This window comes from Arthrobacter sp. 1088 (assembly GCF_031455315.1).
Taxonomy (GTDB): Bacteria; Actinomycetota; Actinomycetes; order Actinomycetales; family Micrococcaceae; genus Arthrobacter.
On record NZ_JAVDSM010000013.1, the window covers coordinates 14,588 to 34,026 of the forward strand.

The following is a 19,439-nucleotide window of genomic DNA, read 5'->3' on the forward strand; positions in this document are numbered from 1 at the left end:
CTCGCTGCTACCTCGTTGTCATGTGATTGGGTGGTTGCTAATGTCCTAGGCCCGTATGGTTCATGGGCCGTCCCGAAACAAGGATCGCACTCCCTCCCTGCTGTGTGAGAACGTCGCCGCACGCCGGGACGGGTTAACGAAAAGGCCTTCCTGTTGCTTCCGCTCGTCGGATTCGGGGTGTGAAAATGGCGGATGGGTGTGGGTCGGGTAGGTTGCAGCCATACCACGCCCCCGGCTAACAAGGCGAGCTCAATCGGACCTGCTGCCAGCGGGAGCGGGCGGTAATGGGGATACCGAAGGTGTTGGTCCCGCTCCTTCGCTCAACCCGGTCCGGGGTCAATAGTGACGGCAGGACAGCCATGTGGGGATTTTATTTGGGCGAGTCTTAAACGACGGTTTGTTGGGTTTGCGTTCAACTTCGGTCACTTGATGAGGCTGTCGAGTCGTTGGCGTAGCTTGTCGTCGGGTTCCGCAGCATGTGCCCGCAATAATGCGGTAAGAACATTGGGTCCCCAGTGGGTGGGTGTCCACGCTTCGAGAGTGTTGATGGCCATGTTCCGGTTGCGGATGACGGGGCTGCGCAAGCACGTCTCGACCAGGTCCCATCCCTCTCCAGGGAACTTCGCGAGTCCGGTGACGATCGTGTCGAGAGCGTGGTGTGCACGAAACCGGTCACTTTGCGCGTCTTTATCGTCGGGGCCGGATCCGAGTTCCCCGAGGGGAAGGGACTGCCGGGCGTAGGCCAGGACCGCGGGGAGGCGGTGCTCGTCGACTTCCTGCAAGAGTGCGAACCAGCTGCTGTCACAGGGATAGGACTGGACACGGCGCCAGTGGGCTGGATAGGTGTCCAGGCCCAGGGCGCGGGCGATCCTTTCAGCTTTGTAGAACTCGGTGTTGTTCGCCGATATGAGTCCCTTTTCGGCGAGGGCGGCCCATCCTGGGTGTTGATTGATGCGTTCGCAGCGGGAGGCAAATTCTTCGCGGATCGATATTGTCCAGCGGGAGTCCTTGCCGGCCTCCCAGTTTTGCTCCCGGCGGAGAAACACGGCTATGTCTTCTGTCGCCGTGAAGTGGGAAAGCCTGGGGCCGTGTTGCTCAACATGAGTGATAAAGCGCTCCAGTGCTAGTGGGCCCTCAAGGTAGTCGTCCATTCTTTGGACCGGCGGGCCAGCGTCATTCGAGAGTGCGCCGAGAATTTCGGCGGCGGCATCGAGAAGATGAAGGGTGACATCCGGGTTGGCAAGGGCCTCTGCTGGTTTCCCTGTGGTAGCGACGATGTAAGCGGTGTACTCACTACCGACGATATTGCGGTATCCGTCACTGAGCATCCTTTCCTGCACCTCAGGGTTGGTTGATCCTTCGAGCCGTTCTACCGCGTGAACACGGCCCCAGCCTTCCACACTCTTCGCCATAGAGAGGAGCACCTTATCCCTGGAATCCGGCGGTTCAACATTGGAGATCGCAATCGCACAGTAGAGGGTGAACTCCTCGTGTCGTCCAAGGGTCAGAAGCAGCTCGCGGTCAGCGTTGTCGCCGATGAGGCCGAGGAGAGCGATGCCCAGCTTGACCGGCTCCCTGTGCTGTCCTTCACGTACGAGGCGCCGGCCGAGCTGCCGGATGCCTGCCCCGGATAGCGCGTGGGACGAGCTCACTGTGCTGAGGACGTCGATATAGGAAAAGATGAATTCCTTAGACCGGGCCAGCCCGTAGAGGGCGTCGAAGTCCTCGGCCCGGAAACCCCTGAGGATGTTCCGGCTTATGAGCCCGGACATGGCGGCAGCGGTTTCCTCGTCGGAGCTGATGCCGAAGCCGTGGGTGAGGATTCCTTCCCAGGCCCCCGGTGCCCAGCGGATTTCGTTGAGGCTGCCGGATTCCGCATCTGGCAGATCCTCGCCTCCTGGAATCAGGCCGCTCCCGTCAGGATCCAAGTGGGCAAGGATGTGGGCAAGGATCGTCCCTTCGAGCGGACCTTCACGAACCGCGATGAGTTCCGATATATGCAGGACCCGGCCCTCGAGCCGCATGCGGGTGGCATTGCCTGGCGGCATGAAGCGTGCCTGCAGTCGTTGTTCGATTAACTTCCTGACCATGTGAAGCCACGGCAGAGGCCAAGTAGCAAGCTCCTCGTCTTCGGCATGGATGAGCATCTGCTGGCGGTCCCTTCGATATCCGATAAAGATGGCGAGGAACCCGACCGATAGAACGGCCAGCAGGGCGGGAAGCGAGAAATTATCCGTGACACTCTCTTCGACCCCAGGAGTGCGAGAACGTGATGGTCAGGATGATCATGGACACCGCCAAAACGACCCTTTGCTTGGTAATGCAGACGGCTTCTGAAAAACGCGAAAGGTGTGACTTTCAGCGGCGGGTGGCGGCGCTTGTACGGCACTATTTGGCATGGGTAGCCTCCATGAGATCCCCCTCATTGAGACACGCTTACGGCGGAGGGACGGGATTCACTTAGAGAAAGACGCTCGGCTTGCCACTAGAGATTGACGACGAGCTCCCGGGCCCACAGGTCCCCCGTTGCGCGTTCGAGGTCCGCTTGCCAAACACCGTCACCTACACGTATTCCTGAGGCGTAGCAATGTCAGCCTCTGAAGCTGACGCAACTCTTGGCCAGAGCTCTCCCTGCCAACCGCACGTGCAAGCGTCGCGCCAGCTCATAGTCAGATTGTCAGAGATGATCTCCTGATCAGGAAAGAACTCCCCTGCCGGTTTATAGCCGCCGTGATCCCATCGACAATCATGCCGCCTGCGATCGAAGATTCCCGTAAGTGCAATGGCAGCAACCCAGTCTTCCGTGTCTGTAGTCGTTGGATGTCCAGCCCACAGCCCACTCCTTCCTGGCAGGGTCTCCTGGCAGGAAATTCCTCAGGAACCTCTGACAATGAACAGAGCAACCAGTTGGGGCTGTTTCAACTCCGTTAGTGAGCTGGACTCCAGACAAGGCCTACGGTTTTCTGCAGGAAGTCCTGGCTGCGGCCGGATCGGGGTTAGCATCTTGGATATGCCGCTGCGAAAGTCCCCCGACGTCCAAAAGCCGACGATGAAGGATGTGGGTCTATTAGCTGGCGTCTCGCAGAGTACCGTGTCGCACGTCGTGAACCGGACGGGCAAGATCCCTCCGGAGACTACGAAGCGGGTTCGGGAGGCAATCCTGCAGTTGGGCTTCCGGCCGAACGACACGGCGAGGAACCTGCGCCTGCAGCAGAGCAAGACCATTGGGTTGATCACGGACAGAATCGCAACCACGCCTTTCGGGGGGAAGGTTCTGCTTGGAGCCCAGGAGTATGCCTGGGAGCGAGGGTACCTGCTCCTCGTGGTCGACACGGGCCTGGATGCCGATATCGAGGTTGCGGCTGTCGACGCGATGCTTTCTCGGCAAGTGGATGGACTCCTTTACGCGTCTATGTCGTGGGGTGAAGTCGATACGCCCGCCGCGGTCTCCAAGGTTCCGACCATGCTGATCAACGCGTGGTCGGCCACGGACCAGAACCTTCCGGCAGTCGTGCCGGACGAAGTGGCCGGCGGCCGGCTTGCGGCTCGGGTGGTGATTTCGGCAGGTCACCGAAGGATTGCGTACCTCGGAGGGCCTGACGATGACCAGGCGCGGATTGAACGTGAAAGAGGCTTCCGGGAGGAACACGAGGCTTCCGGCTTGGCAGTGGACCCGCATTTGGTCCTTACCGGTGATTACCATGTCGATACTGGGTACCGTCTCGCCAGTCGTCTGCTCACTGAGCCGGATCCGCCGTCGGCGCTTGTTTGTGGGAATGACCGGATGGCGCTTGGCGCCATAATGGCAGCCCTTTCGATGGGTCTTCGGGTACCCGCTGATCTCTCGATCGTCGGCTACGACGACCAAGAGGAAATCGCGGACCAGATCACACCGAATCTGACGACCGTTTCGATTCCGCATTATGAGATGGGTCGAACGGCTGCAAAGCTCCTCCTCAAGGCCATCGAAACCGGAAAGCCCCCGGTCGGTACCTCAATTCCTGGTGCACTCATTCTCCGGGACTCCGTGGCCCCGCCCGCCTTGACCTGACCGTTCCGTCAGGCCCGGGGTGTCCCCGGGGTTTTCTCGAGTTCCTGATATCAGGGGGTCTGAATCAGGGATCTTCAACTGCCCCTTGGGTTTGTGACTTGAATGTGACTCGGTCCGGGCTGGAGGCCCGCAAAAACTCTTGACAGCAAAGTGAGGTTTGGATCACACTCTTCTTGCTTGCATTCATACGTATGAACAGAGAGGTTCGCTCCATGAATTCCTTCCTTTCGACGCCGGTCAACCGGCGCGGGATTCTTCTCGGGGGTGCTGCACTACTGGGCGCAGCAGGCATAGCTGCCTGCAGCCCTGGAGGCTCCAGCAACAGTTCAGGTTCAGGATCCAAGACCCTGAATGTGTTGTTCTTCGGCCCGCAGGACAAAGCGGACCAAACGTCCAAGGTTGCGGAACCGTTCCGTAAGGCCAATCCAGGGGTGGAGGTGAAGTTCACCGGCGTCAATGGCACCGACTGGAACGACTTCTTCACCAAGGTCCTGACCCAGATCGCAGCGGGCAACGCGCCGGACATCGTCTCGGTTGCGACCGAGGGCGTGCAGCTCTTCGCCCAGAAGAAGCTCGCTCTCCCGCTGGACGACTACGTCAAGCGTGACAAGGACCAGCTGGCGCCTTACTTCAAGGACGTCCACCCCAGCCTTATCGAAGCAATGATGTACAACGGCAGCCTCTATGAGCTGCCGACCGACTTCAATGCCGGCAACATGTACTTCAACACGAACCTTTTGAAGAGCTCCGGACTTGAACTACCAGGGCCTGACTGGACCATGGACGACTTCAAGACCATTGCCGGCGGTCTGAAGAAGAACCCGGACGTCGTCCCGTTTGACTGGGTAGTGCGCCTGTGGGGCTCCTGGACCTCCTTCATGTACGCCAACGGCGGCAATCTGGTCAAAGAGGAGAAGTACTCCGGAGGAGACTGGTTGTGGAACGACTTCTACACCAACGACGCCGCGGCCAAGGGCCGCAGCGGAGGCTGGAAGTGGGGCGAACCGACGGCCAATTCGGACGCCGTCCTGGAGTCCCTGGACTTCATGCTCGAACTGACCAACGGCGGTCTCAGCGCCAAGCCCGACGTCGGCGGAGGCGCCACGTTGCAGGGCCTCTTCTCCTCGAACAAGATCGGTATGAGCATCGGCGGCGGCTTCTGGGCTGGCGGCCTGCACAACGCAGGCATGGCCAACGGTTCCTTTGATGTCCAATACTTCCCCAAGTGGAAGCAACAACGCCACCTCTTCGGTACCGGCGGTTACGGCATCTTCGAGTCCTCGAAGAACAAGGACCTGGCCTGGGAATTCCTCAAAACCCTCATTGAGCCTGCCTCGATCGAAGTCCTGACCGCAGGCAACTCGACTACGCCCTCGCGCCGTTCGATGATGACGGCTGAACGCTATTCGACCACGACTGGCCCGAAAAACTGGAAGGTGTTCTACGACACACTGGACAAGCTGCCGGATACCGCCCCCATCCCGGCACCGCCGTACTACAACGCCATGGCCACCGCACTGAACCAGCGCACCACGGAGGCAATGTCTTCCGGAAATGTGAAGCAAGCACTCAACGGGCTTCAGGCCGATCTTGAGTCAGCAGCCAAGGCCATCGGAGGCTGACCGTGTCCACGGCCGCCGTCGACCGAACGTCCCCCAGGGTCACGCGCCCTGGGGGTCCTGAGCCCTCCCATCGCAACCGCACCCGAGCGGCCCGCCGCGAAGGTGCTTTCGGCTGGGGCATGATTTCCCTCTCCGTGCTCATCATCTTGGTGTTCACCGCCCTTCCGATCATTTTCACCTTCGTTTTGTCGCTCTTCACCTGGGACATCATCTCCCCGCCGCAGTTCGTGGGCGCCAGGAATTTCGAGCGCCTGCTGGTGGACGAGAAAGTCATCAACTCCTTCAGGGTCACGGCTGTTCTGTCGTTCCTTGTTGTCGTGCTTCAGGTCGTCATCGGCCTGGCCATGGCCCTGTTGGTCCAGCAACGGGTCTCCACATGGGCCCGTTCCATCTTCCGCACCGCGTTCTTTCTGCCGCTGCTCGTCTCGGCGGCGTCACTTTCGATCGTCTTCAGCTATCTCTTTGACGACCATTTCGGGGTTGTTAACTACTACCTCAAACTCGTGGGACTGCCGCAGATCGACTGGCTCAGCTCGCCGGGTGGCGCTACGGCAACGATTGTCATTGTCGCGGTGTGGCAGAAACTCGGCTTCGTGTTCATCCTCTTCGTGGCGGCCCTTGGGTCACTCCCGAAGGACGTCCTGGAAGCCGTGGCGCTGGATGGCAGCGGCCCGATCCGCACCTTCTTCTCGGTGAAACTGCCGCTCATCAGCCCTACGGTATTCTTCGCATCCGTGATCGGCCTCATCGATGCGATGCAGATTTTCGACCAGCCCTACGTCATGACAAAGGGAGGTCCGGGAGATGCGACGACGACGACAGTGATGCTCATCTACCGCACGGCTTTCCAGAACATTGAATTCGGCTACGGGTCGGCAATCTCCGTCGTCCTTTTCGTCGTGCTGCTCGTTATCACCGGGATGCAGTTCATGATTTCGCGGAAGTGGGTGTTCTACTCATGAGCACAGTTTCCAAAGCGCGTAAGACCAACAAGGCCATCATCCCGCATGCCGGCACCAGGAAGATCTGGCGGGGTTCGGGCCTGTTCCTCCTGATCCTCATCGCCGCGGCGTTTGTCTTACCCATACTCTGGGCGGTTTCCACGTCGCTGCGCAGCCCTGCGGACTCATTCAGCAACCCGCCGGAATGGATCCCGCTTGCCCCGATCTGGTCCAATTACACCGCGGTTTTCCAACAGGTCCCCCTGGCGACCTTCTTCCTCAACAGCGTTATCGTCACCGGTCTGATCGTGGTCTTGCAACTCATCACATCAACCATGTCCGGCTACGCCTTTGCACTCGTCCGTTTCAAGGGCAAACAGTCCATCTTTGCCATCGTCCTGGCCACGCTGATGGTCCCTGCACAGACAACGATCATCCCGATCTTCATCATGATCCGCTACATGGGCCTGGCCGATAATCTCGGTTCGCTCGTCATCCCGGCGGTTGGCGGAGCCTTCGGCACCTTCCTGATGCGCCAGTACTTCCTCCAGATGCCCGCCGAGCTTGCCGAGGCTGGTCGCGTGGACGGCGCATCGCATTTCCAGATCTTCGCCAAGCTCTACGTGCCAATCGCGCTGCCACCCATGGCGACGCTGGCGGTACTGAACTTCTCGGCGTACTGGAATGAGTTTTTCCGCCCTCTGGTGTTCCTCCAGTCAACGAACACCTTCACCCTTCCGGTCGGCCTCGTTTCCCTGCAGGGAAGCTTCGGCACCGGGAGCATCTCGATCGTCCTGGCCGGAGTGGTCATCGCACTCATCCCCAGCATCGCGATCTTCCTGCTCGCCCAGCGGTACTTCGTAGAAGGTATCACTGCAGGCTCCTTCCGCTGAGCGAAAACGTCCACAGGACCCCTCACCCCTGAGATCGAATACAGCTGCCTCGGCAGCACAACCCCGCAAACAAGTCCCCACAAAGGAATGAGCTTATGCGCAAACACAAACGCGCGCTGCTTGGGTACACGCTATTAAGCGTGGGCCTTGCAGCGGCACCCATGATCCAACCGACACCGTCACAGGCCGCTCCAAAACAGGTAAGTCCCGTTCAGGTCTGGCTTACCGACGTTGGAAGCAACCAGTGGGTCGCCAAGCAGGAAGACGTGTCATTCAAAGCCCAACAGCCGACCAGCCCGCTCACGATCAAGGTCGACGAGAACGTCAAATACCAGGAAATTACCGGTTACGGCGCAGCACTCACCGACACGTCGGCCTGGCTTATCAACCAGCTGCCGACGGACAGCAAAAACACGTTGATGCAGAACCTCTTCGACCCCTCAAAGGGTATCGGCTTGAACATGGTCCGCTCGCCCATGGGCGCAACGGACTTCAACGTGGGCGGGAACTACTCTTATAACGACATGCCGGCCGGCCAGACTGACCCGACCTTGGCGAAGTTCTCCATTGAACACGATATGCCGTACATCATCCCGCAGTTGAAGCAGGCCCTTGCGCTGAACCCCGATCTGAAGGTCACGTCGACCCCATGGAGCCCACCCGGCTGGATGAAAACCTCCGGTTCCATGATCGGAGGTACCCTCCTGGACCAGTACTCCCCGGCCTTGGCCAACTATTTCGTTAAGTACATACAGGCTTACGGCAAGGCCGGTGTGCCGATCTCGTACGTAACACCCCAGAACGAGCCGCTTAACGCTCCCAGCTGGCCTGGGATGGCACTTACCCCTGGACAGCAAACCAAACTGATCCAGCAATTGGGCCAGGCGTTCGAGGCCAATAATATTTCCACGAAAATCCTGGGATGGGACCACAACTGGGATGTCCCCTCCTACCCCGAGTCCATCTACAACGACCCTGCCACAGCTGACTACGCAGTGGGAGCCGGATTCCACATCTACAGCGGCACCCCGACGTACCAGACCCTGGCCCACAACGACTACCCGGGTAAAGAGATTTACCTCACTGAGGCCACCGGCGGTGTGTGGCAAGCCAACAACCAGGTCGCCTTCCATGATGCCTTGAACACCTGGATCTTGGACGCCACGCGCAACTACTCCAACGGCACCATGTTGTGGAACATCGCACTGGACCCTGACATGGGGCCCTTGAACAGCGACACGAACGGCATCGGAATGTGCCGCGGACTTGTAACCATTGATCCCAAAAGCGGTGCCATCACCTATAACCCGGAGTACTACGCACTCGCACAAGTCACCAAGTTCGTAAAGCCCGGGGCCCACCGGATCTACTCGAACACCTTCGGTGACGGGAACGTTAATAACGTCGCCTTCCAGAACCCTGACGGTTCCAAGGTCCTGGTCGCATACAACGATTCGAACGCCGAGCAGACGATCAGCGTGGCAGACGGATCGCAGTCTTTCGACTACAAGCTGAACGCCGGCAACGCCGCCACCTTCGTCTACTCCCTGCCCAAGAACGCTGACAAGGGAAATGCCAAAGCTGCGGACGGGGGTCGCGCTGCGACGGATCCCACCTACGACTTCGCGTTCAAGTCGGGCTCCGAATCCCAAACCATCACCTACGATCCGAAGCTGCTGCCTCTTCAGAACTCTGTAACCGCAGGGGACAAACTCACCACATATTCCCTTCCGGTCGGGGCAAGCATCCTGGCCCCAGGAAAGGAGCTCAACCGCAGCGGATGGACACTCACATCCTCCCCGAACGAGCCCGGTAACCCGCCCACGAACGCCATTGACGGCGATCCCAGCACACGATGGCGCACGGCAGGAAAGATGAAAAGCGGTGACGGGTTCGAAATCAACCTCGGTAGCCCGACCAGTTTCAGCCAGATCACACTGGACAACACAGCTGACAATGCATTCGACTCCGTCTTCCAGTACCAGGTGTACGTGTCCAATGACGGCGTGAACTGGGGTAGCGCAGTCACAAACGGCAACGGCGCCCTGGGCAAGACGACCATCACCATGTCACCGCAGAAGGCACAGTACATTCGCGTCGTCAGCACCGCACCATCGTTCTTCTTCCGCTGGTCAATCGGGGAGATCAACGTCTACGGAGCACCGGAAGGGACAGGCTCCATCCAAGCACCGACAGCGGTTTCCAAGGGCCTTCAGCTCCAAAGCTGGACCAGCCAGGACGGCGCGAATGTCTCCGTCGTCTACAACGGGACCAAAGCCAGCCAAAGTTTCCCGGTATCGGCAGACAGCAAGTACACGTACACGCTGCCCAGTGGAACTTCGGCAATGTTCACCACCAAGACCCTGCCAAAAGATCCGGCTCCTGCCCTCGACGGCGTGGCACCGGCCCAAGGCATACCCGGCTATAAGTTCAAGATCACCGGTTCACACTTCGGTGCGACCCAAGGCCTGGGTACCGTGTACTTCGGAGGGACCAACGCCAAGATCGAGAGCTGGTCAGATACGACCATCAGCGCATACGTGCCAAACGATCTCCCCTCTGGCGCATACACGGTTTCTGTGAACGGGGCATGGGGTCAACCGGCGGGTGAATCAACGTTCACCGTCAACGGCCTGGGCACGCCATTGCCGAAAACCGGCTGGACAGCGACAGCGTCGCACTCAAACCAATCCCCGGGCGATGCGATTGCGAACATGGTCGATGGTGATACCGACACCAGGTACAGCTCCGGAACAGGGCAGGCCAGCGGCATGTCCATACAGCTGGACATGGGTCAAGCACAAACCTTCGACACCGTCACCTTGGACTCGGGAAGCAGCATGGGAGACTACGCCCGCCGGGCCGACGTTGAAGTTTCCTCTGATGGAAACAACTGGACTAAAGTTGCTTCCCTCGTGGCGGACGGCCAACAAATCCAGGCCGTATCCTTCCCGACGCAGACGGCACGCTACATCAAGGTCATCAACACCGGCAGCGCCGGTAACTGGTGGTCAATCGCCGAGTTCAGTGTCTACGCAGGTGGAACCGTGCCCCCGGTCGACGGTGGCGGATCCACAAACCCTGCCTACGGCACTCCCCTGTCAAGGACTGGCTGGACCCCCACGGCCTCCAACACCAGCCCATGGCCTAACGATGCGCTTGAGAAGATGCTCGACGGTGACGCCGCCAGCCGCTACAGCTCCGGCGCAAGCCAGACGGTCGGCATGTGGGTGCAGGTTGACATGGGCCAGGCGCAGACCTTCGACAAGGTGGTGTTGGATTCCGGCACCAGCATCGGCGATTTTGCGTCAAGCGCAGACGTAGAGGTGTCCTCAGATGGGACCAACTGGACAAAGGTTGCTTCGATCGTCTCGGATGGACAGCAAATCCAGGTAGCGTCGTTCGAAACGCAAACAGCCCGCTACATCAAGGTCATCAACACCGGCAACTCCGGTAGATGGTGGTCAATCGCCGAGTTCAACGCATACGCCTGACCGCGTACATCGCGCTCCGAGCCCGCCAAGCTTTCCCGGCGGGCTCGGAGCGCCGTCGCCTGGCAACTTACGCACACCAACACGCCGCCGCCCACGTCAACCAGACAAGCCGCGCCACCAGCGCCTGGACATAGAACACTGAAAGAAATCTAAGCGCATAAGTCGCCGATCCACCTGCACGATGAAAGAGGACCCACGCCATGACAGCCGTTTCTTCACTTGTAAACGAAGCATTCCGACCCGCATTCCACTATGCCAGTAAAGACACCTGGCTGAACGACCCCAACGGGCTGATCTTCCATGACGGCACGTACCACCTCTATTACCAGAACAACCCGTTCGGGAATGTCTGGGGAAACATGTCCTGGGGCCATGCCACCTCGACTGACCTCGTGACGTGGACCGAGCAGCCTGTCGCCATCGCCTGCGACGAATCCGAGGACATCTTTTCCGGCAGCATTGTCTGGGACGAGTACAACACCAGCGGACTCGGAGGCCCGCTGGCTGCCCCTCTTGTGGCCATCTACACCAGCGCGTTTAAGGAGGACTCGCCGCACTACGGACACCAGGCCCAGTCGCTCGCGTGGAGCACGGATGGCGGCTACACCTGGACCAAATACCACGCCAACCCGGTTCTGGAGCGCGAGTCCGCAAACTTCCGGGACCCGAAGGTGTTCCGCTACAGTGGCCCCCGTGGCAGCTACTGGGTCATGGTCGCCGTCGAGGCCCACGATTACACGGTGGTCCTCTACCGTTCCGATGACCTGAAAACGTGGGAATATCTCAGCAGTTTCGGACCCGCCAACGGCACGGGGGGTGTGTGGGAATGCCCGGACCTGTTCCCCCTTCCCCTGGACGGAAATGAGGACAACATCAAATGGGTCCTCACCGTCAACCTCAATCCCGGCGGGCCCAACGGGGGCTCAGCCGGGCAGTACTTCGTCGGGGACTTCGACGGCGTAAGGTTCTCCTCGGAAACCACCGTCACCGAGGGTCTGCAGGATCCGGCACGCCTGAGCGAGTACCTTTGGCTCGACTGGGGCAGGGACTACTACGCCGCGGTATCGTTCAACAACGTCCCGGACGGGCGCCGGCTCATGATCGGGTGGATGAACAACTGGCAGTACAGCAACGACATTCCCACGTCCCCATGGCGCGGTCCGATGTCACTTGTGCGCGAAGTCTCGCTCGTAAGCTTCAACGCACAAATCCGCCTCCGCCAGCGGCCGGTCTGGGAAGCCAATGCCGATCCCGGGCGCACCGTCTCGTATACAGGGCTCGACCTCGACGCCGGCCTCCACCCCGTGGAGGGCGGCACCGCCGTGCAAGTCATCGAGGCGACGTTTGTTCCAGGTTCCGCGGAAGAGTTCGGCCTGATGATCCGAGGTAACGGCGATGACGGGACCCGGATCGGCATCCGTCCAGGCGAGGGCCGGCTCACGGTGGACAGGACGACCTCGGGCAACACGGACTTCCACGAGGACTTCTCCTCCATCGACAGCGCACCGCTGCAGCCAACGGGAGGATCGTATGACCTGCGTATTTTCGTGGACCACTGCTCAGTGGAGATCTTCGCGCAGGACGGACAGGTCACTATGACCGAACTGATCTTCCCCGACCCGGAAAACGTCGGCTTGGCGCTCTACGCCTCCGGAGGAACCGTGAAAGCTTCCTCGCTGACTCTCACCACGCTGGACTGACAAAGGCTGCAGCTTCCAGAGAGACGCCGTACCCCGGAACTGTGCTTTCCATGGTTTCTGGTGGCATCGCGATGTGGGGAACCCCCGGCCAGTTCGGGCCGGGGGTTGAAGGCTGGCTGATATCCAAAACACAAGGGGCCAATCATCGCCCGCTCATGGGGCATCGCACCGAACGCTGCCTCACCCCTGGTCGGACATACCCCGAGCGGACTAACTTGGCTCGAGGCAGAAGAAGACCAAAATGACCCGGGACGACTCCGGGCCCCGTCGGCAGCAACCAGCACCGCCCGGAGGGGCGCAAAACCACCCTTAAACCAGGAACCGGCATATGTCGTGGTGAGGATTAATGTCCTCACGGATGCTTCACGCCCTATTGTTAAGCGCATAGGTTCTCTGGAAGGAAGCATTAGCGATGGTCAAGGGTCCGACAGTGTATGACGTTGCCGAGCAGGCAGGGGTTTCGATCGCGACAGTTTCGTTTGCCTTCACGCAGCCCCACCGCGTCAAGGAGTCAACCAGGAAATCGGTTCTGGATGCCGCCCGGGCGCTGGGATATGTGCCCAGCGCCAGCGCCCGCGGGTTGGCCAAGGGCCGGACCGGAGCCCTTGGACTGTTTTCGTTCGACTATCTGAATCTGCTGCCGGAGGCAGAGGGTGACGGCGCTGGCGCCGGCTCGGAGCCCAATGATGATTGCCGGCTGTTTCCGATATGGGTCGACGAGGTTCAGCGCGGGGTCGAACTGGAGTGCTTCAGCCGGGGATACGCGCTCATGCTTGGTGGCGGCAACAAGGCAAGCAGTGAAAGGGCCGTAACGGACATCGCCGGTCGGGTGGACGGACTGATCGTTTTTGCCCGCACCATTCCCACCGAAGTAACCCGTCGGATTTCTGGCCGAATCCCCGTTGTTGAACTTTCCGACCCATCCGGTGACAGCAGCCTCCACCACGTCACGATAGACAATGTCTCGGGCGTCCGGCAGTTGATGGAGCATCTGATCGGCGTTCACGCTTTCCGGAAATTCATGTTCGTCAGCATCCAAAACGCCGAGACGGAGGCCAGGTACAACGGGTTCAAGTCTGCCCTGAACGCGCACGGCTTGGAAGTTTTGCCGCCCCTGGAGAGCCGTCCCTCCACGAGTGCTGTAACTGCCGAACTCATCGCGGATCTGCTCGGCTCCGGTTCTCTGCCCGACTGTTTCGTCTGCGCCAACGACCAGGAAGCCTTGGTCGTCATGGAGACGCTCAAGGCCGCCGGAATCCAGGTCCCGGGCAGGGTGGCGGTTACAGGTTTTGACGGGATAGTTGCCGGCCGGCTTGCCCGGCCATCCCTGACCACCGTTCGCCAGCCGATGGAGCTGATTGGACGCACGGCAGTCGAGATCCTGGCCGGCGCCCTGACAGACCCCGGCGCTGGGCCTTCAAACAGGCAGCTGCCTGTCCGGCTTGCCGTGCGCGAAAGTTGCGGCTGCAGCACAGGGGAAAACTAACGGGTCGATTGCGGGAAAAGTGTTGTAAAAGTCACAGTAATGCGCTTAGATTGAATCTCATCCCGCCGATCTAAGCGCATTGAGAAATCTCAGCCTTTCATATCCAAGCGCATCAATCGGGGACTCGTCTTACTGTTGGCGCCCTAGGCGCCTGATTGAAGGGAACGAACATGATCCAGGCCCCTACGGACACAGGTGTCCGGCTTAGGAAGGCGGCTGCCCTCGGGCTTGTTGCCGGGTTACTGCTGACGGGGTGCGGCCGCGACAATGAGGCCGCCAGTGGTACCGAAACCGGCAAGGCTGTCGCGGCTGGGGCCGCCACAGGCACGATCAATCTCTGGGCTCAGGGCGGGGAGGCGGAGTTGCTTCCGGAGTTCGTGAAGGATTTCGAGGCAGAGAACCCCGGCGTCAAGGTAAATGTCACGGCCATTCCCTGGGATGCCGCGGTCAACAAGTACCAGGCAGCCATTGCCGGAGGCACCACCCCGGATATCGCCCAGATGGGCACGACGATGATGACTGACTTCGGTGACGCCTTCGATCCGAAGCCTGCCGAGATCGACACCTCAGGGTTCCTGCCCAGTTCAGTCAAGTCAACAGAAGTGGGTGGTACGGCGGTGGGTGTCCCTTGGTACGTCGACACCCGTGTCTTCTTCTTCCGTAAGGATCTGGCCGAGAAGGCCGGCTATACCGAATTCCCGACCACCTGGGATGGCCTGAAGGAGATGGCGAAGGCTGTAAAGGCCCAGCCCGGCGTGAAGGAACCTTTCCAGCTGCCGGTCAAGGACTTCCAAGGCATGCTTCCGTTCCTGTGGTCCAACGGCGCTGAATTCATCACCAAGGACAACTCAAAGTGGACCTTCGACACTCCTGAAATCGTTGAAGCGCTGAAGTACTACCAGAGCTTCTTTACTGACGGGCTGGCCAACAAGAACCCCGAGACGGGGGCTGGCGCCGGTGAAGCGGCATTTGTCAACGGCACCGCTCCGGTGCTGATCGCCGGACCGGGCCTTCTCGGGCAGATCAACAAGGCCGGCGGGCCGGGCTTCGAGGACAAGTACATGGTGGCGAAGATCCCCACAAAAGTTACGGCGACCTCCTTCATCGGCGGATCGAACCTGACGGTTTTCAAGGACGCCAAAAACCGGGACGGAGCCTGGAAACTTGCGGAGTGGTTCTCCAAGCCCGAGGTGCAGGCAAAGTGGTACAAGGTCTCTGGAAGCCTGCCCGCAGTTGAAAGCACCTGGAAGGACCCTGTGCTGGCCAACGACAAGAAACTCGCCGTTTTCGGTGAGCAGTTGAAGGACACCAACTTCCCGCCCACGATCCCCACCTGGACCGAGGTGGCCGGCGCAGCCGACTCCCAGCTGGAGCAGATCGTCAAGGCGGGGAAGGACCCCGCAGTGGCAATGAAGGAGTTGCAGGCGACCGCTGACAAAATCGGGACCAGCAAGTAATCATGGTCACCACTGAAACCGGGCGAGCGGACAGCAAGCCGGCTGTCCGCCCGCCCAGGGCCCCCGAGCGTCGCGGCCCCGCCGCCAGACGCCGCCGGCAGTCTGTCATTGCATGGCTGTTCGCCTTGCCGTTCATCATCATTTTTGGCTTCTTCATGCTGGTCCCGCTGTTCTCCTCCTTCGTGCTGTCATTCACGGACTTCACCAGCAAGGACGTCCGGAATCCCCTCGGCGTAGGCTTCGTCGGGCTGGACCAGTTCGCGGCGCTCTTCGGCAACCAGCAGTTCCTCCACTCCCTGCTGAACACCGGCTACTTCGTAATTATCGGGATCCCGTTGACGATGGCCGTCGGCCTGGCCCTGGCAGTGGCGCTGAACAATGGCATTACGCGGTTCCGAAGCGCCTTCAGGGTCGGCTTCTACACCCCGGTGGTAACCAGCATTGTGGCTGTGGCCGTTGTGTGGAGGTTCATCCTTCAACCGGACGGGCTTCTGAACATCGTGCTGGGCTGGGTTGGCATTGCAGGGCCGGACTGGCTGAACAGCACCCAATGGTCGATGCCGGCGATGATCATGATGGCTGTTTGGCGCAACATGGGCACGCTCATGATTATCTTCCTGGCCGGTCTGCAGAACGTTCCCGTGGACGTGCTGGAAGCGGCGCAGGTTGACGGCGCCAACGCATGGCAGAGGTTCATCCGGATCACCCTGCCCATCCTGCGGCCTACCCTGCTGCTGGGCGCGGTAATGCTGTCCGTAGGCTTCCTCCAGTTCTTCGAAGAACCCTTCGTGATGACCAAGGGCGGGCCCCTGGATTCCACCCTGTCGGTGAGTTACTTCACCTTCAACCAGTTCGGATACGGAAAATACGGGCTGGCGTCGGCCGCCAGCTACGTGCTGTTCGTGGCCATCGCGCTGCTGAGCCTGATCCAATTCCGTGCCCTCCGCTCCAAAGATTGAAGCGAGTAGACAATGATCGATACAAGAACCGCACCGCTGCGGGATCACCCCAAGGCCCGGCCGTCCACACCGCGCCCCAAGCTCTACCCGGAGTGGGCAAAGCGGGGCTGGGTTTACGCCGCGCTTGTTCTCGCCGGAGCCGCGACGGTTCTGCCCTTTGCCTGGATGCTGCTTGGGTCCTTCAAAACCCAGGGGGAACTGCTGCGGCGGCCCGTGACGTGGTGGCCGCAGGACGCGACCCTGGATAACTACGTTCGCTGGTTCACCGAGCTGCACATCGACCGCTTCTTCATGAACAGCCTCCTTGTGGCCGTCGTGACGGTCCTGGGAAATCTGCTGTTCTGCTCAATGGTGGGCTACGCGCTGGCGAAAATGGACTTCGCCGGAAAACGCATCCTATTTCTTGGCATCATGGTCACCCTCATGGTGCCCGGCGTGGTCACCTTCGTGCCGCTGTTTGTGATGGTCAGCAAGCTGGGTCTGGTCAACACCTACCCGGCGCTGATCCTGCCCTTCCTTGTCTCGCCCCTGGGGGTCTTCCTGATGCGGCAGTTCATGATGGGGATACCGGAGTCGCTGATCGAGGCAGCCAGAATCGACGGGGCCGGAGAGCTGCGGACCTTCACCCGAATCGTCATGCCCTTGTGCGGGCCTCCGCTGGCAACCCTCGGAATCCTCACCTTTCTCGGATCCTGGAACAACTTCCTCTGGCCACTCGTAGCCGCTCAAAGCGAAGAAAAATATACGCTGCCCGTCGCTTTGTCCCTGTACTCTACCGGCCAGAACGCAACAGACTACGGCCTGCTGCTGGCAGGTGCGGTGCTGGTCATCACCCCCATCGTTGCCCTGTTCATAGCCCTGCAGCGCTTCTTCATCCAAGGCGTAGCGGCGACCGGCATCAAGTAGCCAGCCCCAAGCAAACCTAGCCCCACCGACTACCAAGGATACGAATGCACTATTCCATCCAGCTGTATACCCTGCGCGATGCAATGCAGGAAGACCTGCCCGGCGCCATCAGGAAAGTCTCGGAGATCGGCTTCACGCAGGTCGAACCCTACAATTTCGTGTCCACGGCCAAGGAGCTCGGCACAGCCCTGCGGGAGAACGGGCTCACGGCACCATCGGGCCATGCCCCACTGTTGAGCGAGGACCAGGACAGGATCTTCGCCGCGGCAAAGGAACTGGGCATCACCACCGTGATCGATCCATACCTGCCCGCCGAACACTGGCAGTCCGCCGGAGACATCCAGGCCACCGCCGCAAAACTCAACGCCGCAGCCAAAAAGGGTGCCGAATACGGCATCCGCGTCGGTTACCACAACCACGCTTGGGAGTTGGAGTCCCTCATCGAAGGCAGCACGGCCCTGGAGTACTTCGAAGGCCTCCTTGACCCGGAACTGGTCCTGGAAGTCGACACCTACTGGGCCGCCGTCGGTGGCCAGGACCCTGTGGAGCTGCTCGCCCGTCTCGGTGACCGTGTGAAGTTCATCCACATCAAGGACGGCCCGGCCACCACGGACACCAAAGCCCAGCAGCCAGCCGGCCAAGGCAAAATCGCCGTGTGGGATGTCATTGGCGCCGCGAAGTCCCTTGAAGTGGGCGTCGTGGAGTTCGACGACTACACCGGAGACATTTTCGAAGGCATCGCCGAGAGTCTCGCCTTCCTGAACGCTGGACAGGACGTGAGTGCATGAGTACCGAAACGAAACAGTCCAGCCCTTCCACCCGCCGGGGACCGGTGGGCGTCGCCGTCATCGGGGCAGGCAACATCAGCAAGGCCTATCTGGACAACCTGACGGTCTTCCCGGACCTGAAAGTCCATGTCATCGCGGACCTGTTCGAGGAAGCCGCGAAAGCGCGGGCGAAGGAATACGGCATCTCGGAGTGGGGCGGCGTGGACGCGGCCCTGAACCACCCCGACGTCGAGATCGTCATCAACCTGACCATCCCGTCCGCGCACGTCGAGGTTGCCACCGCCGCCGTGAATGCCGGCAAGCACGTTTGGACCGAAAAGCCGTTCTCCCTGGACCGCGAATCCGGGCTGGCCCTGCTGAAGACTGCCGACGCCGCAGGCATCCGGCTGGGTTGCGCACCGGACACCTTCCTGGGCGCCGGGCTGCAGACCGCCCGGCGGATCATCGAACGCGGTGACATCGGTTCCCCGCTTACCGCCCTGACGATGTTCCAGACCCCGGGTCCGGAGTCCTGGCACCCGAACCCGGCGTTCCTCTTCGCCCACGGCGCGGGCCCGCTCTTCGACATGGGCCCGTATTACATCACCGCGCTCGTGCAGACCTTCGGCTCGGTCCGCAAGGTTGCCGCCGTCGGTTCCAAAGCCAAGGACGTCCGCGTGGTCGGTTCCGGGCCCAAGGCCGGCGAGGAGTTCGGCGTCGAGGTCCCGACGCATGTCTCCGCCATGGCACAGTTCGAAAGCGGCGCATCCTCGCACAGCGTCTTCAGCTTCGAATCCCCCCGCCTGCGGACGGGTTTCGTGGAGATCGCCGGCACCGAGGGCACCCTGGAGCTGCCGGATCCGAACTTTTTCGGCGGCGACCTGAAGCTCTGGCGCCCCGGGGCGGAAGAACCCGAGATCATTCCCGCAACGGGACCGGCCAACGGTCGAGGGATGGGTGTGTTGGACATGGCCCGTTCCTTGCGCGCCGGTGTCCCGCACCGCGCCCAGGGAACCCTCGCCTACCACGTGGTCGATACCCTGGTTTCCATTTCCGAGTCCGCAGAAACCGGCGCCTTTGTGGGCGTCGACAGCTCCGCCGTGACGCCCCAGGCTCTCCCCGAGGACTGGGACCCGATGGCCGCCACCCTCTAGGAAACACTC

General features: G+C 60.6%; 13 protein-coding genes. 12 read left to right on the top strand and 1 reads right to left on the bottom strand.

The window, feature by feature from the left end; all coding sequences use genetic code 11:
- Positions 1-422: 422 nt before the first annotated feature.
- On the bottom strand, positions 423-2,147 hold the full coding sequence (locus tag J2Y41_RS18940; protein WP_309930761.1) for a hypothetical protein: 1,725 nt from the start codon (positions 2,145-2,147) through the stop codon (positions 423-425).
- Between the two features lie 863 nt (positions 2,148-3,010).
- Between J2Y41_RS18940 and J2Y41_RS18945 the strand changes: the two genes are divergently transcribed.
- The 12 genes from J2Y41_RS18945 (at position 3,011) to J2Y41_RS19000 (ending at position 19,430) form a co-directional block, all read left to right on the top strand.
- A complete protein-coding gene (locus J2Y41_RS18945) occupies positions 3,011-4,051 on the top strand; it encodes a LacI family DNA-binding transcriptional regulator (protein ID WP_309930762.1) in 1,041 nt (346 codons plus the stop codon).
- A gap of 212 nt (positions 4,052-4,263) precedes the next feature.
- Complete coding sequence (locus J2Y41_RS18950; protein ID WP_309930764.1) at positions 4,264-5,673, top strand: sugar ABC transporter substrate-binding protein; 1,410 nt, start codon at positions 4,264-4,266, stop codon at positions 5,671-5,673.
- Positions 5,674-5,792: 119 nt separating this feature from the next.
- Entirely contained in the window at positions 5,793-6,635 is an 843-nt protein-coding gene (locus tag J2Y41_RS18955) for a sugar ABC transporter permease (protein ID WP_309930766.1), read from the top strand.
- Complete coding sequence (locus J2Y41_RS18960; protein WP_309930768.1) at positions 6,632-7,507, top strand: carbohydrate ABC transporter permease; 876 nt, start codon at positions 6,632-6,634, stop codon at positions 7,505-7,507. The genes J2Y41_RS18955 and J2Y41_RS18960 overlap by 4 nt, the downstream gene beginning before the upstream one ends.
- 95 nt (positions 7,508-7,602) lie before the next feature.
- Complete coding sequence (locus J2Y41_RS18965; protein ID WP_309930770.1) at positions 7,603-11,001, top strand: discoidin domain-containing protein; 3,399 nt, start codon at positions 7,603-7,605, stop codon at positions 10,999-11,001.
- Positions 11,002-11,201: 200 nt separating this feature from the next.
- Positions 11,202-12,701 (top strand): glycoside hydrolase family 32 protein, encoded by a 1,500-nt coding sequence (locus tag J2Y41_RS18970; RefSeq protein WP_309930773.1) that lies wholly within the window; start codon positions 11,202-11,204, stop codon positions 12,699-12,701.
- Between the two features lie 412 nt (positions 12,702-13,113).
- Complete coding sequence (locus tag J2Y41_RS18975; protein ID WP_309930775.1) at positions 13,114-14,187, top strand: LacI family DNA-binding transcriptional regulator; 1,074 nt, start codon at positions 13,114-13,116, stop codon at positions 14,185-14,187.
- 170 nt (positions 14,188-14,357) lie between these two features.
- Positions 14,358-15,644 (top strand): sugar ABC transporter substrate-binding protein, encoded by a 1,287-nt coding sequence (locus J2Y41_RS18980; RefSeq protein WP_309930777.1) that lies wholly within the window; start codon positions 14,358-14,360, stop codon positions 15,642-15,644.
- Between the two features lie 2 nt (positions 15,645-15,646).
- On the top strand, positions 15,647-16,603 hold the full coding sequence (locus J2Y41_RS18985) for a sugar ABC transporter permease (RefSeq protein WP_309930779.1): 957 nt from the start codon (positions 15,647-15,649) through the stop codon (positions 16,601-16,603).
- Positions 16,604-16,615: 12 nt separating this feature from the next.
- Positions 16,616-17,509, top strand: coding sequence for a carbohydrate ABC transporter permease (locus J2Y41_RS18990; protein ID WP_309930781.1), 894 nt, complete (start codon positions 16,616-16,618; stop codon positions 17,507-17,509).
- A gap of 44 nt (positions 17,510-17,553) precedes the next feature.
- Entirely contained in the window at positions 17,554-18,297 is a 744-nt protein-coding gene (locus J2Y41_RS18995) for a sugar phosphate isomerase/epimerase (protein ID WP_309930783.1), read from the top strand.
- Complete coding sequence (locus tag J2Y41_RS19000) at positions 18,294-19,430, top strand: Gfo/Idh/MocA family oxidoreductase (protein WP_309930785.1); 1,137 nt, start codon at positions 18,294-18,296, stop codon at positions 19,428-19,430. Before J2Y41_RS18995 ends, J2Y41_RS19000 begins: the two co-directional genes overlap by 4 nt.
- Positions 19,431-19,439 lie beyond the last annotated feature (9 nt).